14 protein-coding genes and 2 pseudogenes are annotated in these 18,976 nt (G+C 64.3%); 4 read left to right on the top strand and 12 right to left on the bottom strand.

Translation table 11 applies throughout. The features are described 5' to 3' along the window. Positions 1 to 170: 170 nt before the first annotated feature. The 6 genes from tal to zwf all read right to left on the bottom strand — a co-directional run bounded on the left by tal (position 171) and on the right by zwf (position 6,903). Positions 171 to 1,100, bottom strand: a complete 930-nt coding sequence (gene tal / locus HMPREF9710_RS09890; protein ID WP_005665954.1) for a transaldolase — start codon at positions 1,098 to 1,100, stop codon at positions 171 to 173. Positions 1,101 to 1,126: 26 nt separating this feature from the next. Continuing rightward, entirely contained in the window at positions 1,127 to 1,624 is a 498-nt protein-coding gene (gene msrC, locus HMPREF9710_RS09895) for a free L-methionine (R)-S-oxide reductase MsrC (RefSeq protein ID WP_005665956.1), read from the bottom strand. Positions 1,625 to 1,652: 28 nt separating this feature from the next. Next, positions 1,653 to 2,651: a hypothetical protein gene (locus HMPREF9710_RS09900; protein WP_005665957.1), complete on the bottom strand. Its 999-nt coding sequence runs from the start codon at positions 2,649 to 2,651 to the stop codon at positions 1,653 to 1,655. A 101-nt stretch (positions 2,652 to 2,752) separates the two neighbouring features. Beyond that, the gene (locus tag HMPREF9710_RS09905) at positions 2,753 to 4,471 is read right to left on the bottom strand and encodes a S41 family peptidase (RefSeq protein ID WP_005665960.1); all 1,719 of its coding nucleotides are present in this window, start codon (positions 4,469 to 4,471) and stop codon (positions 2,753 to 2,755) included. An 80-nt stretch (positions 4,472 to 4,551) separates the two neighbouring features. Beyond that, a complete protein-coding gene (locus tag HMPREF9710_RS09910) occupies positions 4,552 to 5,406 on the bottom strand; it encodes an SIS domain-containing protein (protein ID WP_005665962.1) in 855 nt (284 codons plus the stop codon). Between the two features lie 27 nt (positions 5,407 to 5,433). After that, positions 5,434 to 6,903, bottom strand: a complete 1,470-nt coding sequence (gene zwf, locus HMPREF9710_RS09915) for a glucose-6-phosphate dehydrogenase (protein ID WP_005665964.1) — start codon at positions 6,901 to 6,903, stop codon at positions 5,434 to 5,436. A gap of 325 nt (positions 6,904 to 7,228) precedes the next feature. Here zwf and HMPREF9710_RS09920 point away from each other — a divergent pair, with 325 nt between their 5' ends. After that, on the top strand, positions 7,229 to 8,608 hold the full coding sequence (locus HMPREF9710_RS09920; protein WP_229409761.1) for a methyl-accepting chemotaxis protein: 1,380 nt from the start codon (positions 7,229 to 7,231) through the stop codon (positions 8,606 to 8,608). A gap of 12 nt (positions 8,609 to 8,620) precedes the next feature. Here HMPREF9710_RS09920 and HMPREF9710_RS09925 read toward each other — a convergent pair whose 3' ends face one another. The 3 genes from HMPREF9710_RS09925 to pgi all read right to left on the bottom strand — a co-directional run bounded on the left by HMPREF9710_RS09925 (position 8,621) and on the right by pgi (position 12,354). Next, a complete protein-coding gene (locus tag HMPREF9710_RS09925; RefSeq protein ID WP_005665967.1) occupies positions 8,621 to 9,709 on the bottom strand; it encodes an extracellular catalytic domain type 1 short-chain-length polyhydroxyalkanoate depolymerase in 1,089 nt (362 codons plus the stop codon). Between the two features lie 86 nt (positions 9,710 to 9,795). Further along, a complete protein-coding gene (locus HMPREF9710_RS09930) occupies positions 9,796 to 10,653 on the bottom strand; it encodes an SMP-30/gluconolactonase/LRE family protein (protein WP_005665969.1) in 858 nt (285 codons plus the stop codon). A 57-nt stretch (positions 10,654 to 10,710) separates the two neighbouring features. Further along, a complete protein-coding gene (pgi, locus tag HMPREF9710_RS09935; RefSeq protein ID WP_005665971.1) occupies positions 10,711 to 12,354 on the bottom strand; it encodes a glucose-6-phosphate isomerase in 1,644 nt (547 codons plus the stop codon). A 229-nt stretch (positions 12,355 to 12,583) separates the two neighbouring features. Between pgi and edd the strand changes: the two genes are divergently transcribed. Both edd and eda read left to right on the top strand, forming a co-directional pair. After that, positions 12,584 to 14,503 carry a phosphogluconate dehydratase gene (edd, locus tag HMPREF9710_RS09940; RefSeq protein WP_005665972.1) on the top strand — a complete coding sequence of 640 codons (1,920 nt, stop codon included), beginning with the start codon at positions 12,584 to 12,586 and terminating at the stop codon, positions 14,501 to 14,503. Between the two features lie 20 nt (positions 14,504 to 14,523). After that, positions 14,524 to 15,147 (top strand): bifunctional 4-hydroxy-2-oxoglutarate aldolase/2-dehydro-3-deoxy-phosphogluconate aldolase, encoded by a 624-nt coding sequence (gene eda, locus HMPREF9710_RS09945; protein WP_005665974.1) that lies wholly within the window; start codon positions 14,524 to 14,526, stop codon positions 15,145 to 15,147. A 67-nt stretch (positions 15,148 to 15,214) separates the two neighbouring features. Here eda and HMPREF9710_RS09950 read toward each other — a convergent pair whose 3' ends face one another. Together HMPREF9710_RS09950 and HMPREF9710_RS09955 are read right to left on the bottom strand one after the other, a co-directional pair. Further along, positions 15,215 to 16,405, bottom strand: a complete 1,191-nt coding sequence (locus tag HMPREF9710_RS09950) for an RNA-guided endonuclease InsQ/TnpB family protein (protein WP_005665976.1) — start codon at positions 16,403 to 16,405, stop codon at positions 15,215 to 15,217. Continuing rightward, positions 16,396 to 16,845, bottom strand: a pseudogene (locus HMPREF9710_RS09955) (IS607 family transposase); the annotation flags it as partial. The pseudogene HMPREF9710_RS09955 and the gene HMPREF9710_RS09950, both read right to left, overlap by 10 nt. Positions 16,846 to 17,005: 160 nt before the next feature. Here HMPREF9710_RS09955 and HMPREF9710_RS09965 point away from each other — a divergent pair. After that, positions 17,006 to 18,564, top strand: a protein-coding gene (locus HMPREF9710_RS09965) for an IS3 family transposase (RefSeq protein ID WP_229409704.1) whose coding sequence is annotated in 2 segments (ribosomal slippage) — positions 17,006 to 17,468 and positions 17,468 to 18,564 — 1,560 coding nt in all. Because the reading frame shifts where the segments join, the coding sequence is not laid out codon by codon here. Positions 18,565 to 18,594: 30 nt separating this feature from the next. Here HMPREF9710_RS09965 and HMPREF9710_RS09970 read toward each other — a convergent pair. Further along, a pseudogene (locus tag HMPREF9710_RS09970) lies at positions 18,595 to 18,933 on the bottom strand (transposase); the annotation flags it as partial. Between the last annotated feature and the right edge of the window lie 43 nt (positions 18,934 to 18,976).

The following is an 18,976-nucleotide window of genomic DNA, read 5'->3' on the forward strand; positions in this document are numbered from 1 at the left end:
AAATGCGTTGACGGGTCATGGGATCCTCGAAGTAGAAAACCTCGAGTCTGCATGTCATCGCGGCGACATTACAGGTGGTTGGGCTGCACGCTTACGTTGAAGGCGCGCTGAACGCGCATTCCCAATAAAAAACCCGGCCGCGGCCGGGTTCGTCGTTAACGCCGCAGCGTTTAACGCATGCCTTCGATCATCTGCTTGAGCTTGAGCGAATCGGCGACGAAGGCGCGGATGCCTTCGGCCAGCTTCTCGGTGCCCATTGCGTCTTCGTTCAGCATGAAGCGGAAGGTCTTTTCGTCCATCGCGATCTTCTCGATATCGGCGCTGTCGTCTTTGACCAGCTTGCGCTCGACCGGCGCGTCGCTGTCGGCCAGCTTTTGCAGCAGGTCCGGGGAGATCGTCAGCAGGTCGCAACCGGCCAGTTCCAGGATCTGCGAGGTATTGCGGAAGCTCGCGCCCATCACTTCGGTGTCGTAACCGAACTTGCGGTAGTACTGGTAGATGCGCTTGACCGACTGCACGCCCGGATCGTCGGCGCCTTGATAGTCGGTGCCGGTCGATTTCTTGTACCAGTCATAGATGCGGCCGACGAACGGCGAGATCAGCTTGACGCCGGCTTCGGCGCAGGCCACCGCCTGGCACAGCGAGAACAGCAGGGTCAGGTTGCAGTGGATGCCGTCTTTCTCCAGGATCTCGGCGGCGCGGATGCCTTCCCAGGTCGACGCGATCTTGATCAGGACGCGTTCGCGCGACACGCCATTCTTTTCATACAGGGCGATCAGCTCGCGGCCCTTGGCGACGGTCGCTTCGGTATCGAACGACAGCGCGGCATCGATCTCGGTCGAGACGCGGCCCGGCACGTACTTCAGGATCTCGACGCCGAAAGCGATCAGGAGGCTGTCGACGATCGCTTCGGTCGACGCGCCCGGCGCATCGGCGATCGCCTTTTCCAGCAGCGGACGGTATTCCGGCTTTTGCACGGCCTTCAGGATCAGCGACGGGTTGGTGGTCGCGTCCTGTGGGGCATAGGCCTTGATCGACTGGAAGTCGCCGGTGTCGGCGACCACGGTGGTGTACTGCTTGAGCTGTTCGAGTTGGTTCATGTGGGTCTCTGGATGGTGTGGCGCAATTAGAAATCGGTGGCGGCAATGAATGCCGCGAGCATGGCTTCGAGGCCGGCGCGATCTTCTTCCGAGAAACGGTCCGGCTTCGGGCTGTCGATATCGAACACGCCAATGAGCTTGTCATCCTTGATCACCGGAATGACGATTTCCGAGGCGGACGCCGAATCGCAGGCGATGTGGCCTGGGAAGGCATGCACGTCCGGCACCACGATGGTCTCGCGCTTGACGGCGGTCGTGCCGCAGACGCCGCGGCCGAACGGGATGCGGGCGCAGGCGGGTTTGCCCTGGAACGGGCCGACCAGCAGGTCCTGGCCTTCGCCTTTTTTCGAGGGAACCGTGAAGTAGAAGCCGGCCCAGTTCAGGCTTGATAACGTGTCGTAGACCAGGGCCGAGAACTGGGAAGCATTGGCGGTCAGGTCGCGCTCGCCCTCGAGGACGCTGGTGACCTGGCGCACCAGCAGGTCATAGTCGGGACGGTCGCTGCGTTCGGGATTGATATGCATGTCAGGCGAAAATGCTGGTCGAAAACCGCTATTTTACAGCCACCGCTGCCGCAGGCGCTCCGGGCTCCGGCGGTGTCATCGAAATAACCATCCTGAACCGCTGGCGCAGCCTCGGCTTGCCGTCGGGGAGCTTGCCAGGACGATAATGCACGTCGACCTGCAGGCGCTCGCCGTTCACCCGCAGGCGTTGCAAGGTCGCTTCGGCGCGCGCGTCGAGCGGCATCGCGACCTCGGTCTGGAACAGGTGCTTGCCGGTCGGGTCCAGCAGGTCGAGCAGCAGGTGCGCGCCGTCGCCCGACGCCACCAGGATGAAGTTGCCGGTGCAGGCAAAGCTGTCGACGTCGGACCATGGCCGGAACGACCACGCGCCGGCCTCGAACTGCCGGGGCGACGCCGCCGTCGCGATCCGGTAGGACGGCGGACAGCCATCGCCTCCATGGATGGGAGGGTCGATGCGGCCGGCCCGAAGCGGCGTGTGCGTGACGGGCGCTGCGCCATACGGCGGCTGGTCGGGCCGGCCGCCGGCCGGGGCCGCCGTGCCCAGCACCCTGCGCACGAACGCCATGGCCTCTTCGCCGACCGGGACGCGTCCGGCATCGATCTGCCGGGCGCGCAGGTATTTCCGGCCGAGCAGTTCGTCACTGTCGCGGTCGTGGATGGACAGGCTGGTGATGCGGTCAATTCTTTCTTCGGACCGGTCCGCGTGTTCCTCGACCACGTAGCGCGCGCGGACGTCGCCGCGAGGATGCACGACGAAGCTGCCCGGACCGGCACGGCGATAGACCTTGTCGAGATATAGCACGGACGGATAGTTGGCCCACAATGCGTCGTCAAGGCCGAACAGCGGCTGGAATGGGCCCGCGCCGGGCTGGTCGAAGCCGATGTGGCGCAATTCGACGTTCTCGACGCCGCTCACGGCGCGCATCACGATCGGAGCGGGCAGCTGCAGCTCGGACTTGGCCATGCACATCGTCAGGGCGCCGGCCGCAACGAGGGTCGACAGGAGTAGCTTGTAGAACGTCGGCATTTAACTAGTCAGGACCGATCGGCCATTGAAAGATCGAGATCCATGGGTTGATCGGCAAGGGTCAGGAACCGCCCATTCTAGACCAAATGCGTTTCTTGCCGTCAGCGCAGGCCCCTGAGATGGGCCAGTGCCCGCTCCAGCACCGGGTCCACGCCCTTGCGGATCGACTGTACGGTCGGCCCGGCTTCGATGTCCGGCTTCAGGCCGCGGCCGACGAACGTTCCGCCGTCGGGCAGCAGGTCGCGTTTGATGCAGATGCGTCCCCAGCCGCCGCCCGGCAAGCGGATGCTCATCGGCTGGCCGGTGCTGCCGCCGGTCGTGGCGCCGATCGTGGCGCCCCGCCCCAGGGCATTGAAGGCAAGGACGAAATCTTCGGCGGCGGAGAAGGTGGCGGCGCTGGTCAGCACCGCCACCGGTCCTTCGTAGACATCGCCGTCGCGGCTGTGCGCAGGCGCGGAGCGCGCCACCGGTTCCCAGGTCACCAGGCGCGATTGCGCGCCCGCCACGATGCTGGTGCCGCGCATGAAGCTCATGGCGCGCGGGATTGCCTGCCGGGTCAGGTGTTCGAGTATGCGCTCGCCATGGACACCCGAGCCGCCGCCGTTCCTGCGCACGTCGATGATCAGGCCCTTGGCGCGCATGATCTGCGGCAGGGCTTTCGTGAATGCCTTGACGCCCTCGTCGCTCTCGAAATGGTCGAGCGAAATATAGGCGACGTCGCCCGCAAGCATGCGGAATCCGAATTTTTCATGGCTGTTCAGGTCTTGCTGGCCGCGCGCAACGCTTTCTTCACGCTGGCGTCCGGCACTGTCGCGCAGGGTCAGGCGCACCGGCCGGGCCGCGTCGCCCGCCAGCAGCTGGTAGGAATAAGTGCGCAGCGCGTGATCCTGCGGCGTCGAGCTGCTCACGAACGGCGCTACCTTCTCTTCGGCATGACGCTTGACCGGCACGCCGTCGACGGCGACCAGCTCGTCGCCGATCTTCAGTCGTCTCGCCAGCGCCGTGCTGTTCACGGCGACCACCAGCACGGTGTCGCCCACCAGCTCCGTCACGATCGGCGGGCGCGCGTAAAAGCGTTCTTCCAGTTCTTGCGGCGCAAAGATATTGGTGTGGCCGTCGCGCAAAAGCGGCGCCAGCTGCATCAGCACCTGGTAATAGTCGGCGGTGGTTTCCGCCGCCATCACCCTGGGCAGGAATTCGAGATAGGTCTTGTTCCAGTCCAGTTCCGGCGCATTGTCGAAGTGGACGAAATACTGCCTGGCATCGGACCAGAATTGCGTCAGGCCGGCGATGCGTTCCTCCACCGGAAGTCGTTCGCGATAAGGGGAGTCGGCGCCAAGATCCTTCAGCATGCGCTGCGGGGTGGTGGAAGTGCGCAGGATGGCCTGGAAACGAGGCTCGCCGCGGATCGCCGCGAACGCTTCGTCGCCCAGCACGGCCACCATCGCGTCGCCCAGCCAGCCGTAATCGAGCATGCTCTCCAGCGCATCGAGCGCCTTGTCGGTATTGCCCAGCCGGAGATGGATGATGGCCAGCTCGCGTTGCACGTCCAGGCCGCGGAAGTACAGGGCGCGGGAACCGGTGCCAAGGTCGCGGGTCAGGGGCGTGTCCAGCCAGGCGAGCAGCTGCTCAAGGCGCGACGCCACCTGTTCGAGGCTGGCCCGGTCCGGGTGCTCCTTGAGCGCGGCACTTACCTCGTTGCGCACCGTTTGCGCGTAGTCGTAACTGGCCTGGGCCGGAGAATAGCCGAGCTGCTCGCCGGCCCCGGCGGGCAGGGACAGGATGGCGCAAAGGAGAAATGCAAGGGGATGACGGGGCATCGAGGTACTCGGCAGTTGGTATGCCGAAAAGTGTACAAGGATGCAAGGGTGAAAAATTCACCCTTTTCCACGGCAGTGGATCAGCCGATGAACGAATCGAACTGCATGTCGAACTCCTGCAGCGCCTTCTGCGCGTTCTGCATCTTCTTGCGGAACTCCGGCCCGCGGCGCAGCGCCAGGCCCACCGCCAGTACGTCGATCACCACCAGGTAGGCCAGGCGCGCCGAGATCGGCGTGTAGGGGTCGGTGGCGAACACCAGGTCGATCGGGATGAGCAGGGTGGCCATCTCGGCCAGCGGCGTGCCGGACGGCGCCAGCACGATCACGTCGGCGCCGCCGGCCTTGGCCAGCTTGGCCGAACGGGTCAGCGCCGGGTTGTTGCCGCGCTGCGAGATCGCCACCAGTGCATCGCCTTCGCGCAGCAGGGCCGCCGCGATCGAATGGATCGACGGGTCGGTGTAGGCCACCGTCGGCACGCCCGAGCGGAAGAACTTGTGCTGGGCGTCGGCGGCCACGAAGCCGGACGTGCCCTGGCCGTAGAACTCGATCTTGTTGGCGCGCGCCAGGATCTCGAGCGCCTGCTGGACGAGTTCCGGCTTGAGGTTGTTGCGCAGGTCGAGCAGGGTGTTGATCGAGCGGCTGCAGATCTTGTTGATCAGGTCCGACGCCAGGTCGTCCTGGTGCGGCGCCTCGCTGGCGCCGGGCAGCGCCAGCGCCAGGCCCTGCGCCAGCTTGAGCTTGAACTCGTGCCAGCCGTCGTAGCCGAGCGTGCGGCAAAAGCGCACCACGGTCGGTTCCGACACCTGGGCATTGCGCGCCAGGGCGGTGATGTTCTGGCTCACGGTCGCGGAAGGGGCGGCCAGCACCGCGAGCGCGACCTTGCGCTCCGATTTGGAGAGCGTGTCGAGCTGGGTGCGGATCGAGTCGAGCAGCATAAGTAAGTATCCAGCAGGTCTCGAGCGTCAGTCTTCCGGCAGCGATTCTTCGCGCCACTGCAGGCCGTCGCGGCCGATCAGGGCGCTGGCCGCCGCCGGGCCCCAGGTGCCCGAGGTGTACGGCGCCGGCGCGCTGTCGTCCTGCTCCCAGTGCTCGAGGATCGGCTCGACCCATTCCCAGGCCGCTTCCAGCTCGTCGCCGCGCATGAACAGGGTCAGCTGGCCGCGCAGCACGTCGAGCAGCAGGCGTTCGTACGCCTCCATGCGCGGCGCCTTGAACTGTTCGCGGAAATCGAGTTCGAGTTCGGCCTGCTTCAGGCGCATCGAATCGCCCGGGGTCTTGGCCATCAGGTTCATCGACAGGCCTTCGTCCGGCTGCAGGCGGATCACCAGGCTGTTGGGCTGGAAGCTCGACGTCGGCTGGTTGAAGATCGAGTGCGGGATCGGCTTGAAGCGCACCACGATCTCGGCCAGGCGGTCGGCCATGCGCTTGCCGGTGCGCAGGTAGAACGGCACGCCGGCCCAGCGCCAGGTGTCGATCTCGGCCTTCATCGCCACGAAGGTCTCGGTGCGCGAGCTCTTGGGCGCATCGGGTTCCTCGCGGTAGCCCGGCACCTGCTGGCCGTCGATGTAGCCGGCGCGGTACTGGCCGCGGATGATGTTCTGCGACAGCGTGGTCGGGGTAAAACGTTTTAAAGACCTCAATACCTGCAGCTTGGCGTCGCGCACGGCGTCCGGCGCGATCGAGGTCGGCGGTTCCATCGCCACGATGCACAGCAGCTGCAGCAGGTGGTTCTGCAGCATGTCGCGCAGCGCGCCGGAATTGTCGTAGTAGCCCAGGCGGTTGCCGACGCCGATCTTTTCGGCGATCGTGATCTGCACGTCCGAGATCCATTCGCGCCGCCACAGCGGCTCGAACAGGATGTTCCCGAAGCGCAGCGCCAGCAGGTTCTGCACGGTCTCCTTGCCCAGGTAGTGGTCGATGCGGTAGATCTGCGATTCGGCGAACACCTTGCCGACGTCGAGGTTGATCTGCTTGGCCGAGGCCAGGTCGCGGCCCAGCGGCTTTTCGAGCACCACGCGCGAGTTCGGCGTGGCCAGGCCGGTCGCGGCCAGGTTGTCGCAGATCTTGGCGAACAGCTGCGGCGGCGTGGCCAGGTAATACACGCGGGTGAGCGATGCGTCATGGCGCAGGGCCTCGACCAGCGCCTGGTAGGTCGAGACGTCGGTCGCGTTCAGCGCGACGTAGGTGATGCGCTTCAGGAAGCGCGCCCAGCTGGCTTCATCCGGGCCGTCCTTGATGTGCGGTTTCGAATTCGTTTCGACCATGCGCAGGAATTCTTCCTGGGTCGCGTCGTCGCGGCCGACGCAGATGATGCGGCTGGCGTCGGGCAGGTCGTTGCAGACGTCGCGCGAGTACATCGCGGGCAACAGCTTGCGCATCGCAAGGTCGCCGCTGCCGCCAAAGAAAACGAGATCGAAATCGGAAAGGGCCATGGTCGGTCGTCGGTGCATAAAGGGGTTGGAACCGGAAAGCATATCGATGTAAATTTACTACACAAATACCTTGATAGCAAGTAAATTTACTACGTGGCGTCAGGTATCGCACCATGGTGCCATATCCGATTCATGCCGGTCGCATCCGAGGTGGCGTGGATGCGACGTGGGTAGTGGATGTGCATGACAGTTGCAGGAAATGCGACTATAGTTTCCTTGCGAAAACATCGCTGCCAATCGAGCAGCGAACGGAGGGGACATGGTGTGGTTGCATAAAATCGGTCGTGCGCTGCGGCAGGTCGCGGCGCCATTCAATGGACGCTCCTTGTCCGGCAACGTCCGCACGCTGGTGGTCAAGGCGCGCGACGGCAGCATCCGCACGGCGATCAACGCCGCGCGCCTGCGCAAGGAAGTCGACCAGGCCCAGGCCCAGGCGGCGCGCCAGCACGCGGCGGCCGATGCGCTGGCGGCCAGCGCGCGCGAAGTGGCCGCGCTGTCGGCCGACGTCAATGCCGGCACGGTGCGCATCGCCGACACCGCCCAGCGCAACCTGGGGCAAGCGCGCGAATCGATGGAAGAACTGGCCAGCCTCGAGCGGCGCATGAAGCTGATCGAGGAACAGGTGCAGGGCTTTTCCGGCACCGTGACCCAGCTGGTCGGCCACCTGCGCGAGATCGGCGAGTTCGGCACCGTGATCGAGAACGTGGCCAACCAGACCAATCTGCTGGCCATCAATGCCGCGATCGAGGCCGCGCGCGCCGGCCCGGCCGGGCGCGGCTTCGCGGTGGTCGCCTCCGAAGTGCGGCGCCTGTCGCAGGTGGTCAATGCCGAGGCGGTCAAGATCGCCACCGCCAGCAATGCCATGCGCGCGCTGGTGACGTCGACCTCCGGCGCCACCGCCGGCATTCTCGACGGCGTGAACGTGTCGGCGCGCGAAGCCGGCAGCGCGGCCAGCCACCTCACCGCTTTCGTTGCCGACTTCGAGCGCATGACCGCCACCGTCGACCAGATGGCGGCGGCGATGCAGTCGCTCGACGGCGTCAACCAGCAGATCAATGCGAAAGTGGAAGAGGTGGCGCACAACGCCTCCAGCGCCAAGACCACGATGCAGGACGCTTCGCGCCGCGTGGACGAAGTGCGGGTGGCCACCGAGGAGCTGCAGGGCGTGCTGGCGGGCTTTCGCACCGGCGGCACGGCCTTCGATGCGCTGGTGGACGGCACCACCGCGCTGCGCGACGAGGTGCTGGCCTGCCTGAGCAGCCACGCGGCCGGCGGCGCCAACATCTTCGACCAGCAGTACCGGCCAATCGCGCAATCCGATCCGCCGCGTTTCACGACCTCGTACGACCGCGCGGTGGAGCGCGACCTGCAGCAGATGTTCGACCGCGTGCTGACCGAACTGCCGGGCGCCGCCTATGCGCTGGCGGTCGACAACCGGGGCTATGCGCCTACCCACAACACCAAGTTCTCGCGGCCGTCGACCGGGCAGCGCGAGCATGATCTCGTGTATTGCCGCAACAAGCGCATCTTCGACGATCCGGTGGGCATCCGGCTGGCGAAGAACCGCGAACCCTTCCTGCTGCAGACCTATCTGCGCGATACGGGAGAAGTGATCAACGACCTGTCGATGCCGATCGTGTTCCAGGGGAAGCACTGGGGTGCGGTCAGGATCGGGTACGACTCGGCGCGGATGATGGGGCGCTGAGGACGGTCGCATTCATCGCCGGTGCCTGCCGAAGAACTCGAGCGCCAGGCGGCTGGCGTTCGGCGTCGCTTTCGCATTGAACCTGAGCGTCGGGTCGCCGCCGCTCCATTCGTGGCGCAGGCCCGCGATGCGCACCACGCGCAGGACGAGCTTGCGGCGCGCCGTGAAGTCCTGGATTTCATGCGCGTTGCGGCTGCCGCCGCGTCCCGCCGGCATCGCGACGACGCGGCTGGCCGGCCCCGGAGGCAGACCGTTCAACTGGAGCCATTGGCGTGTCAGGTGTTGCTGGTTGACCTGGCTGACCACCGGATCGTCTTCGCCATGGATCAGCAGCGCCGGCATCAGGGGCATCGCCTCGGCAGTCAAGTGCGTGGCGCGGCGTTTCAGCACGCCGTGGATCGCCGCATCGGCCTGCGCCGCCGCGCCATGGCGCATCACGTGCAGGGCGCCCAGCGATGTATGGCCGGCGCCGAACACCGGGCCGGAATGCAGGGCGATTGCGGCGATCAGCTCGGGATGGTTCAGGGCCAGCATGGCGGCCATGCCGGCGCCGGCCGACAGGCCGCACGCATAGATGCGGCGGCGGTCGATGCGGTGCCCCGCGCACACATGATCGATGAGCGCCGCCAGCACGCCGGTCTCGCCGCCGCCCTCCTGGGCGGCGCGGTCGAACCAGCGCCAGCAGCGCTGCGCCTGCGCGCTCGCCGGTTGCTGCGGGTACAGCACCGCATAGCCCTTGGCCTGCGCCAGCCGGTTCATGCGCGTGCCTTGCGCGAATTCGAGCGCGGTCTGATGGCAGCCGTGCAGCATGACGACCAGCGGCCAGCCGGTCAGTGCGGCGTGCTCGGGTGTGCGTTGCGGAAGATACAGCCAGTAGGGAAGCAGATGATGGCCCTCGATCCACCGTCCCGAGGCGACTGGCAGGCGCGCTTGGGCCGGAGGCGCCGGTTTCGGCCGCGCCGGCTTGGGTGGCCTGGCCACGGAACGCGCGCTCGGCTTCGCGCTATAGATGTCGAATAGCTTGGCAACCAGCTTGCGTTGCGATCTGGCGGCGCGCGCCAGGTCGCGCAGCAAGCGGGTCGTTGGGGTAGATTTTGACACGGCTACCTCCGCAGTTATGTTGCAGTGCAATATAACTGCGAAGGCAGACTTCTTCGGTGCGCTGGCTCACGCCGCTCGCGCCGGCATCACATGCGGTATTCCGGCTCTTCGCGCCCCGCCACGTCCATTTTGAGGCACAGCACCTTGCCGCTGAGCGGATACTGTTCCAGCTCTTCTTTCGACCTGCCATGGCTGGCGCTGGTGATGTACAGGGTGCGCAGGTCCGGCCCGCCGAAGGCGACCGAGGTCGGGCACTTCACCGGCAGCTTGATCTCGCGCACGATCTCGCCGTTCGGCGCGATGCGCAGGATGCGCGCGCCTTCGAACATCGCCACCCAGTACATGCCCTCGGCATCGATCGTGGCGCCGTCCGGACGGCCGCCGTAGTCGGGCGCCGACTTGTCGCTCGGGAAGGTCACGATGGTGCGGCGGTTGCTCTGCTCACCAAGGGCCGGGTCGAAGTCGTAGCAGTCGATGCGGTGCGTGGTGGTGTCGGCGTGGTACATCGTGCGGCCGTCCAGGCTCCAGGCCAGGCCGTTCGAGTTGGTCATGCCGCCGCTCCAGGCGCGGCGCAATTGATCCTTGTCCAGCACGTACATCTCGGCGGCCGGCTGGTCGCGCGGTTCGTACATGGTGCCGATCCAGAACCGGCCCTGTGGATCGACCCGGCCGTCGTTGAAGCGCACCTTCGATGGATCGTAGGGCGCGTTCGTGATCGGCGACTCCGACCCGTCGGTGGTGTTCAGGCGCAGCAGGCCGTGGCGGGTGGCCACGACCAGGAAGTTGTTGTCGTCGATCGCCAGCGCCGACGGGTTCGACCCCATCTTCCACGAGGTGAACTTGCCGCTTGCCGCGTGCAGGCGGTTGACGGTGTAGCCCTCGATGTCGACCCAGTACAGCGCCGATTCGACTTCGTGCCAGATCGCGGATTCGCCGACCAGCATCGGCGCATCGTGTACTACTTCAAATTTTTCCGTTGCCATAGTGTGATGGAGAAGGTTTCAGAAAGCAGCCTTGGCGCGGGCGATCAGGCCGTTGGTGGAACTGTCGTGCTGGCCGGGCGCGGGTTCGCCGGCCAGCTCGGCTTCGATCTTCTTCGCCAGCACTTTACCTAACTCAACGCCCCACTGGTCGAAACTGTTGACATCCCAGATCACGCCCTGCACGAAGGTCTTGTGTTCGTACAGCGCGATCAGGGCGCCCAGGGTCGATGGCGTCAGGCGTTCCATCAGGATGGTGTTGCTCGGACGGTTGCCGGGGAAGGTCTTGTGCGGCGTGAGGCGCTCGATCTCTTCCGCCGCCAGGCCCTGGGCCTGCAGGTCGGCGCGCACCTCAATCGCCGTCTTGCCCTTCATGAACGCTTCGGATTGGGCGAAGCAGTTGGCCAGCAGGGCGGTGTGGTGGTTGTCCATCTCGTGGGCCGGGCGCAGGGCGGCGATGAAGTCCATCGGCGTCACGTCGGTGCCCTGGTGCAACAGCTGGAAATAGGCGTGCTGGCCATTGGTGCCGCACTCGCCCCAGATCGCCGGGCAGGTCGGCGTGTCGACCGGTTGGCCGTCGCGGGTCACGCGCTTGCCGTTGCTTTCCATGTCGAGCTGTTGCAGGTAGGCCGGGAAGCGGTTCAGGTCTTGATGATAGGGCGCGATCGACACCGAGGCGCAATCCAGGAACTGGCGGTTCCAGAAGCCGATCAGGGCCAGCAGCGTCGGCAGGTTCTGCTCGAGCGGGGCAGTGCGGAAGTGTTCATCCAGCTCGTGCGCGCCCGCCAGGAAGTCCTTGAAGTAGCCGAAGCCCACCGCCAGCGCAACCGGCAGGCCGATCGCCGACCACACCGAATAACGGCCGCCGACCCAGTCCCAGAACGGGAACATGTTCGCCGGGTCGATGCCGAAGGTCTTGATTGCCTCGGTATTCGTGGACACGGCGACGAAGTGCCTGGCCAGCGCATCTTCAGGCGCATGCTGCAGGAACCAGGCGCGCGCGGTCTGCGCGTTCATCATGGTCTCGGCCGTGGTGAAGGTCTTGGAGGCCACGATGAACAGCGTGGTCTCGGGATCGACCTGGGCCAGCGCCGCATCCATGTCGTGGCCGTCGACGTTCGACACGAAGTGCATGCGAAGGCGCGGGTGGGCGTAGTGGCGCAGGGCCAGCACCACCATCTTGGGGCCGAGGTCCGAGCCGCCGATGCCGATGTTCACGATATCCGTGATCGGCTTGCCGGTATGGCCCAGCCACTCGCCGCTGCGCACGGCGTCGGTGAAGGTCTTCACGCGGTCGAGCACGGCGTGGATGTCGGCATTGACTTCCTGGCCATCGACCACCAGCGTGGCGCCGCGCGGCGCGCGCAGGGCGGTGTGCAGCACCGCGCGGTTCTCGGTGTTGTTGATCTTTTCGCCGGCGAACATCGCATCGCGGCGCGCCTCGAGGCCGCGCTCGCGCGCCAGCTGGACCAGCAGTTCAAGCGTGCGCCCGTCGAGGCGATTTTTTGAATAGTCTAGGAACAGGCCTGCGGCCTCGTCCGAGTAGCGCTCGAAGCGGTCGGGATCGGCGGCGAACAGGTCGCGCATCTGCCACGTCTTGGCAGTATCGGCGTGTTGGGCGAGGGCTTGGAAGCTGGCGGTGCTGGTCAAAGGAGGCTGGCGCATGGGGTCGAGGTGCGTGGCACAATGTTGGCAATAATAGATTATCGAATAATACAAGCATCTGCGCGTAAATTCACTACAAAAAACAGCGCGAATCCAATTTGCCGGATGCTTTTCCCCTCTGTAGAGCGCCGCGCAATCGTTCCGCCGTCATAGAGAAACGGTCTGGAGATGAGCGCAGCGTACTAATCTGTAGTAAAATTTCAGATACTAAATTCAGGAAGGAACGAACATGGCGCTCCACCCCGTAGTAGAACAGGTCACCAACCGCATCATCCAGCGCAGCAAGCGCTCGCGCGCAGCCTATCTCGAACATCTCGAAGCGGCCCGCATCAAGGGCGTCCAGCGCGGCGCCCTGTCGTGCACCAACCTGGCCCACGGCTTTGCCGCCTTCCCGGCCAACGACAAGCTGAAGCTGCGCGAATACAAGGAACCTTCGGTCGCCATCGTTTCTTCCTATAACGACATGCTGTCGGCGCACCAGCCGTTCGAGTATTTCCCGAAGGTGATCAAACAAGCCGTGCGCGAAGTCGGCGCCGTGGCCCAGTTCGCCAGCGGCGTGCCGGCCATGTGCGATGGCGTGACGCAAGGCCAGCCAGGCATGGAGCTGTCGCTGTTCTCGCGCGACACCATCGCCATGGCGACCGCGGTCGGCCTGTCGCACAATATGTTCGACGCCGCCCTGTACCTGGGCATCTGCGACAAGATCGTGCCGGGCCTGCTGATCGGCGCGCTGCACTTCGGCCACATTCCGGGCATCTTCGTGCCGGGTGGCCCGATGACCACCGGCATCTCGAACAAAGAGAAGGCCGCGATCCGCCAGCGCTACGCCAAGGGCGAGGCCACCCGCGAAGAACTGCTCGAAGGCGAGTCGGCTTCTTACCACGGCGCCGGCACCTGCACCTTCTACGGCACCGCCAACAGCAACCAGATGCTGATGGAAGTCATGGGCCTGCACTTGCCGGGTTCGGCCTTCATCACGCCGGGCACGCCGCTGCGCGACGCGCTCACCGCCGCCGCGGCCCAGCGCGCGGTCGCGATCTCGCAGCAGGGCGGCGACTACATGCCGATCGGCCACATCGTGGACGAGAAAAGCATCGTCAACGCCATCGCCGCGCTGCACGCCACCGGCGGCTCGACCAACCACACGCTGCACCTGGTGGCGATCGCGCGCGCGGCCGGCATCGTGATCGACTGGAACGATTTCGACGAGATGTCGAAAGTGGTGCCGCTGCTGACCCGCATCTATCCGAATGGCGACGCCGACGTGAACCACTTCCAGGCCGCCGGCGGCCCGGGCTTCGTGATCCGCGAACTGCTCGACGCCGGTCTGGCGCACGAGGACGTCAACACCATCCTCGGTCGCGGCTTGCGCAACCACTGCAAGGAGCCGTTCCTGGGCGAAGACGGCAAGGTCGTGTTCCGCGACGCCGCGCCAGTGAGCGGCGACGAGAACGTGCTGCGTCCGGCCACCAACCCGTTCAACAACAATGGCGGCATGGTGCTGGTGAAGGGCAACCTGGGCCGCGCGGTGATGAAAGTCTCGGCGGTCAAGAAAGAACACTACACGGTCGAAGCGCCGGCGCTGACCTTCGACTCGCAAGAAGACTTCATGCACGCCTATAAAGACGGCAAGCTGAACCGCGACTTCGTGGCCGTGGTCCGCTTCCAGGGCCCGCGCGCCAACGGCATGCCGGAACTGCACGCGCTGACCCCGGCGCTGGCCAATCTGCAGGATGCCGGCTACAAGGTCGCGATGGTCACCGACGGCCGCATGTCGGGCGCGTCCGGCAAGGTGCCGGCGGCGATCCACGTGTCGCCCGAGATCCTGGCCGGCGGTCCGCTGGGCCTGGTGCGCGACGGCGACATGATCCGTGTCGACGCGAATACCGGCACCATGGAAGCGCTGGTGCCGGCGGACGTCTGGGCCCAGCGCAAGCAGGCCACGGCAGACCTGACCTCGAGCCACATCGGCATGGGCCGCGAACTGTTTTCCATGTTCCGCAATTCGATCAGCGCGGCGGAGGAGGGTGCAGCCACCTTCCCGCTGCCGTCGCCGAAACAGACCGTCGTGCCGCTGCACGATGGCATTGACGCCGGCGAGATCATCCCCGGCTCCGACGAAGACCATCTTTTCAGGACGACTAAGTGAGCCAACCAGTGAGCCAACCAATGACCCTACTTGAAATCATGCGCTCGGCGAGCGTCATCCCCGTCATCGCCATCGACGACCCCGACCACGCCGTGCCATTGGCCAAGGCCCTGGTGGCGGGCGGCATCCGCGTGCTGGAAGTGACCCTGCGCACCGAACACGGCCTGGGCGCGATCCGCGCCATGAGCCAGGTCGAAGGCGCCATCGTCGGCGTCGGCACGCTGACCCAGCCGGAAGAATTCGCCGCCTCGCGCGACGCGGGCGCCGTGTTCGGCGTCTCGCCGGGCCTGACCCAATCGCTGATCGACGCGGCCAAGTCGAGCGGCCTGCCGCTGCTGCCGGGCGTGATGACGCCGTCCGAAGTGATGGCGGCGCGCGAGGCAGGATTCAGGCAACTGAAGCTGTTCCCGGCGGTGCCGGCGGGCGGCGTCGGCATGCTGAATGCGATCGGCGGCCCATTGCCGGACGTGACCTTCTGCCCGACCGGCGGCATCTCGATCGAGAGCGCGCCGAAATTCCTGGCCTGCAAGAACGTGGCCTGCGTGGGCGGCTCGTGGCTGACCCCGAAGGATGCGATCGCGGCCGGCGACTGGGCCCACATCACCGAGCTGGCCAAGGCCGCGGCGGCGCTGCGCGCGGCTTGATGGCAGAAGGATCGCATGCTGCGATCGCGCTATCCGTTCCTTCAAACTTACGCAAAGCTATCCATAGTTAGCTTTGCTGTTGAATTCCTGCTTCACAGGGGCCGGTTTCACCTCGCACTTGACGCGCGAGGCCAGCGCCTGCCCCTCCACAGGCCGATGCGGTGAAACTCACCGCCATGTTTCTCAGGTTGATTGCCGCGTTGACGTCCCGGTCGTGCAGTGCGCCACAGCCGGGACAACGCCAATGGCGCACCGTGAGTGCAAGCACACCCATCCGGTAGCCACAGCACGAGCATGTCTTGCTGCTCGGGTACCAGCGATCCACCACGACCACCTGACCGCCGCGCCGCGCCGCCTTGTATTCCAGCTGGCGACGCAATTCACCAAATCCCATGTCGGCGATCGCTCGGGCCAGACAACGATTTCCAAGCATGCCCTTCACGTTCAGGTCTTCGATACCGATGGTGTGGAAACGGCGGGTGATATACGTGCTCAACTGATGCAGGCCGTTGCGCCTCAGATCTGCGATCCGGGCGTATAGCCGGGCAAGCCTGGCTTTTGCCTTGGCACGATTGCGCGATCCTTTGACTTTGCGTGAGACCTCGCGCGACAGGCATTGTAGACGGGCAAGCAGTGTGCCCAACGCTTTCGGGCCGATAAACACGTCACCGGTCGACAGCGTGGCCAGCGCCGAGACACCGAGGTCGACTCCCACCGCGCCTTGGGTTTCGGCTGGCGGTTGAGGTCGATCCTTGATGTCAACAGTGATGCTCGCGTACCAGTGGCCCGCAATGCGGCTTATCGAGGCAGAGACGATCCGCCCGGAGAAGCGCAGGAATTCGTGCATACGGACCCATCCCAGTATTGGAATGTGGATGCGCTTTTCCTCGATACGGAACTGCTCATTGCTTAGTGTAAATCGATCGTCACGGCCCTTGCGGCGAAAGGCAGGATAGCGGGCACGACCTTTGAAGAAATTCGCGAAGGCTCGCCCCAACTGAATGATCGCCATCTGCGGTGCGTTCTTGGTTACCTCGAGCATCCAGGGGAATTGCTCGCGCTTGATCGCGTTGAGCTGGCGCCGCAATGCCGCCTCATGTGGCTTGTCCACCTCCGGGTCGACCTTACTTGCCTCGTACTGTCGCTTCCATTCGACCAAAGCCCAGTTGTAGGCGAAACGTGCAGTGCCGGCGGCACGCGCCAGGTACGTCGCCTGGACATTGTTCGGATCGAGTCGGATGCGATGGGCTAGGTACATTGCGACTCCTTGACTGCTGCACGCACGCCATCGATCAACTTCTGGTTGCGGTGACTGCGGCTTCCATAGAGACGGGCCGAGAAGACAGTGACGATCTCGAGCACATCGCTGGCCAGCTCTTCTTCGAAATTGGTGTCTTCGCCCTGGTTGATGATGACCACTTCGACCTGCCTTGCCTGGCACAGGGACAAAATCAGCTCCGCGCCGAAACGCAGCAGCCGGTCCTTGTGCGTCAAGACCAGGCGTCCAACCTCATCTTCGACAATCCCGTCGAGCAAACGTTTCAAGCCCTTTTTGCGATGGTTCATGCCCGACCCAAGGTCGGCAATCAAATCGAACGCCCATCCATGACTCGCGCAGTACAATTCGAGTACCCGCTTTTGCCGCTCCAGGTCAGCCTTTTGATCATGACTGGACACCCGTGCATAGGCGACAGTCTTGCGCACCGCCTGGGAACCGCCCTGCGTTCAGGTCGCAAGGCAGCCAAGTCATACCTGCCCTGACCTCCATTTGTTGGCTCTGGAGTGCCCCCTCTGTCAGGATAGATGTCGCGTCACTTGAATCACTTTAATCCATCCGGGGGCGGAGCAAAGACGCGCAGTGAATCAGTACCCAGCAGAACGCAAGGAAGCCATTCTTCGGCAAATGATGCCACCGGAGAACAGGCCGGTATCGGCCCTGGCGAAGGAGAGCGGCATCTCGGAACAGACACTTTATACTTGGCGACGAAATCTACAGTCTCAGGGAGTGCCGGTGCCGGGAAATGGAAAGAATGCGGTCGTGTGGTCGTCGGCCGACAAGTTTGGCGTGGTGCTGGAAACGGCACACATGAACGAGGCGGAACTGGCTCAATACTGTCGTGGCAAAGGCTTGTTCGTCGAGCAGGTTGCCGAATGGCGCGAGGCCTGTCAGCAGGCCAATGAAGCACCGGCCGAGCGCAACCGGGAGCTGCGCGAGCAAAGCAAAAGCGACCGCAAAGAAATCAAGCAGTTGAAGAAGGATTTGCAGCGCAAAGAGAAGGCACTGGCAGAGGCAGCGGCGCTGATCATTCTCAGAAAAAAAGCCCAGGCGATCTGGGGGGAGCCCGAGGACGATTGATCGGCACTCCAGATCGCCAGCAGGTGATTGCACTGGTTGAAGAAGCCGTCGACGGCGGGTGTCGGCGTGCACAGGCCTGTAGCGCCTTGGAGATCAGCCTTCGCACCTATCAGCGCTGGATGCGCGACGGTGACGGCGATAACGGCCAGGTTGACGGACGAAAAGGCAGCCGCCGCGTGGCGCCGGCCAACAAGCTGAGCGAAGACGAGCGCCAGCGAATTCTGGAGGTTGCCAACAGCCCTGAATTTGCCAGCAGTCCGCCTAGTCAGATCGTGCCGACCTTGGCTGATCGAGGCGAGTATTTGGCATCAGAATCGACTGTCTACCGGATCTTGAAAGACGAGAAGCAGCAGCATCACCGCGGCCGCGCAAAGAAGCCAAGCACAAGGGTCGTCACGAGCCACTGCGCAACCGAGCCGAACCGCTTGTGGGCGTGGGACATCACGTGGTTGCCGACCGGAGTGCGGGGCTTGTATTTTTACTGGTACATGGTACTTGACGTCTACAGCCGCAAGATCGTCGGGCACGAAGTGAATGTCGCCGAGTCGGCTGAAATGGCATCGCTGCTGATGCACAAGGCCAGCTTGGCCGAGGGACTGGCCGGGCGTGAGGTGGTGCTCCACTCGGACAATGGCAGTTCGATGAAAGGCTCCACAATGTTGGCGACGTTAGAAAAGCTGGGGATCATGCCGTCGTTCAGCAGGCCTCGTGTGAGTAACGACAATGCCTACGCCGAGTCACTGTTCCGGACCTGCAAATACCGGCCGAACTATCCGAGCAAGCCGTTTGAAAGTATCGAAAAGGCGCGGCAATGGACGCTGTCATTTGTGCAGTGGTACAACCATCAGCACAAGCACAGCGGCCTGAAATTCGTGACGCCTGCGCAGCGCCATGACGGCAGGGACGCGGCGATCCTGAACCACCGCAAGCAGATCTACGAGGCTGCGAAGCAACGCCATCCGGAGCGCTGGAGTGGGGCTACTCGGGACTGGGAATTGAACGATGAAGTCTGGCTGAATCCGGAACGGAAACCGCCAGAGCAATTAAGAAAAGCCGCATGACTTGACGCGACATCTTTGTTGACAACTACCGGTTACAGTCGGCTGCGCTCCGATCGTTACCGGTAGATATTTCTGGCGCCGGCTAACGGTGCTGAAGTCAGGCACCTGCCAGTCCAGGCCAGCGAGCTTGAGCAGGCTTTGCGCCATGCCCATGGCCTGGCGCAGCGGTAGATTGAACAAGCACTTGATGCTCAGGCAGAACTGGATCGCCTCGTCGCTGAACGCCTGGCTGCGCCCTCGCTTACCACTCGGCTGGCCGTGCCAGTTCATCGTCGTGTCAAGCCAGATGAGTAGCGAGCCGCGTGCCTTGAGCGCTTCGTTGTACGTTTTCCAATTGGTCGTGCGGTACTTCTGTGGAGCTGGTTTCATCCCGTTCAGGCTACCAGAGCTACGCGTTCTACGCTGGCCGAGC

This window comes from Massilia timonae CCUG 45783 (assembly GCF_000315425.1).
GTDB classification, from domain to species: domain Bacteria; phylum Pseudomonadota; class Gammaproteobacteria; order Burkholderiales; family Burkholderiaceae_D; genus Telluria; species Telluria timonae.